This window comes from Bacillus sp. NS1 (genome assembly GCF_058248265.1).
The window spans coordinates 1-2,190 of record NZ_JBZAZF010000017.1; the positions used below are offsets into that span (position 1 = coordinate 1).

Annotated in this window: 1 rRNA gene; it reads right to left on the bottom strand. The window is 52.7% G+C overall.

The features are described 5' to 3' along the window. Nucleotides 1-2,160, bottom strand: a 23S ribosomal RNA gene (locus tag AC4CV5_RS20715); the annotation flags it as partial. Between the last annotated feature and the right edge of the window lie 30 nt (nucleotides 2,161-2,190).

The following is a 2,190-nucleotide window of genomic DNA, read 5'->3' on the forward strand; positions in this document are numbered from 1 at the left end:
AAGGCTCCTACCTATCCTGTACAAGCTGTACCAACATTCAATATCAGGCTGCAGTAAAGCTCCACGGGGTCTTTCCGTCCTGTCGCGGGTAACCTGCATCTTCACAGGTACTATAATTTCACCGAGTCTCTCGTTGAGACAGTGCCCAGATCGTTGCGCCTTTCGTGCGGGTCGGAACTTACCCGACAAGGAATTTCGCTACCTTAGGACCGTTATAGTTACGGCCGCCGTTTACTGGGGCTTCAATTCGCACCTTCGCTTACGCTAAGCGCTCCTCTTAACCTTCCAGCACCGGGCAGGCGTCAGCCCCTATACTTCGCCTTACGGCTTCGCAGAGACCTGTGTTTTTGCTAAACAGTCGCCTGGGCCTATTCACTGCGGCTCTCTCGGGCTTGCACCCTAACAGAGCACCCCTTCTCCCGAAGTTACGGGGTCATTTTGCCGAGTTCCTTAACGAGAGTTCTCTCGATCACCTTAGGATTCTCTCCTCGCCTACCTGTGTCGGTTTGCGGTACGGGCACCTCTCACCTCGCTAGAGGCTTTTCTTGGCAGTGTGGAATCAGGAACTTCGCTACTACATTTCGCTCGCCATCACAGCTCAGCCTTATGGGAAACGGATTTGCCTATTTCCCAGCCTAACTGCTTGGACGCGGATATCCAATACCGCGCTTACCCTATCCTCCTGCGTCCCCCCATTGCTCAAATGGTGAGGAGGTGGTACAGGAATATCAACCTGTTGTCCATCGCCTACGCCTTTCGGCCTCGGCTTAGGTCCCGACTAACCCTGAGCGGACGAGCCTTCCTCAGGAAACCTTAGGCATTCGGTGGAGGGGATTCTCACCCCTCTTTCGCTACTCATACCGGCATTCTCACTTCTAAGCGCTCCACCAGTCCTTCCGGTCTGGCTTCACAGCCCTTAGAACGCTCTCCTACCACTGTTCGAAGAACAGTCCGCAGCTTCGGTGATACGTTTAGCCCCGGTACATTTTCGGCGCAGAGTCACTCGACCAGTGAGCTATTACGCACTCTTTAAATGGTGGCTGCTTCTAAGCCAACATCCTGGTTGTCTAAGCAACTCCACATCCTTTTCCACTTAACGTATACTTTGGGACCTTAGCTGGCGGTCTGGGCTGTTTCCCTTTCGACTACGGATCTTATCACTCGCAGTCTGACTCCCAAGGATAAGTCATTGGCATTCGGAGTTTGACTGAATTCGGTAACCCGGTAGGGGCCCCTAGTCCAATCAGTGCTCTACCTCCAAGACTCTTACCTTGAGGCTAGCCCTAAAGCTATTTCGGAGAGAACCAGCTATCTCCAGGTTCGATTGGCATTTCACCCCTACCCACACCTCATCCCCGCACTTTTCAACGTGCGTGGGTTCGGGCCTCCATTCAGTGTTACCTGAACTTCACCCTGGACATGGGTAGATCACCTGGTTTCGGGTCTACGACCACGTACTCATGCGCCCTATTCAGACTCGCTTTCGCTGCGGCTCCGCATCTTCTGCTTAACCTTGCACGGGATCGTAACTCGCCGGTTCATTCTACAAAAGGCACGCCATCACCCGTTAACGGGCTCTGACTACTTGTAGGCACACGGTTTCAGGATCTCTTTCACTCCCCTTCCGGGGTGCTTTTCACCTTTCCCTCACGGTACTGGTTCACTATCGGTCACTAGGGAGTATTTAGCCTTGGGAGATGGTCCTCCCGGATTCCGACGGAATTTCACGTGTTCCGCCGTACTCAGGATCCACTCAGGAGAGAACGAAGTTTTGACTACAGGGCTGTTACCTCCTATGGCGGGCCTTTCCAGACCTCTTCATCTACCTCGTTCTTTTGTAACTCCGTGCAGAGTGTCCTACAACCCCAAGAGGCAAGCCTCTTGGTTTGGGCTAATCCCGTTTCGCTCGCCGCTACTCAGGGAATCGCATTTGCTTTCTCTTCCTCCGGGTACTTAGATGTTTCAGTTCCCCGGGTCTGCCTTCTCATATCCTATGAATTCAGATATGGATACCACTCCATTACGAGTGGTGGGTTTCCCCATTCGGAAATCTCCGGATCAAAGCTTGCTTACAGCTCCCCGAAGCATATCGGTGTTCGTCCCGTCCTTCATCGGCTCCTAGTGCCAAGGCATCCACCGTGCGCCCTTTCTAACTTAACCGTTAAAAAGAATCACTATGTGATATCTTGT